Below are 247 nucleotides of genomic sequence, written 5' to 3' on the forward strand. Positions count from 1 at the left end.
GTCAGGGAGACGATGACGGTGTCTTCTGTACCCGGTGGGTTGTCACTGCCGGTCTGGTCCGTGATGGTGGTTTCGACACTGTTGTTGGTGCCCGCCACGATCGCTTCGAACGCGTCATTAGTGTCTGTGATGGTTCCCAGGCTGACGGTGAAGTCTTCCGCCCCTTCGGCCAGCGCATCATCGATGGTGGCAATGTTGAAGGTCGCACTGCTCGCCGGACCGGTGATGGTCACATCGGCCACTTCAG

At 59.5% G+C, this 247-nt stretch carries 1 protein-coding gene; it reads right to left on the bottom strand.

The window, feature by feature from the left end; all coding sequences use genetic code 11:
* On the bottom strand, positions 1 to 247 hold a 247-nt coding region (locus JYB63_RS23175), incomplete at both ends, for a hypothetical protein (RefSeq protein ID WP_205660259.1).

Origin of the sequence: Aliamphritea spongicola, assembly GCF_017051665.1 — a bacterium.
In the GTDB taxonomy this organism is placed as follows: Bacteria; Pseudomonadota; Gammaproteobacteria; order Pseudomonadales; family Balneatricaceae; genus Amphritea; species Amphritea spongicola.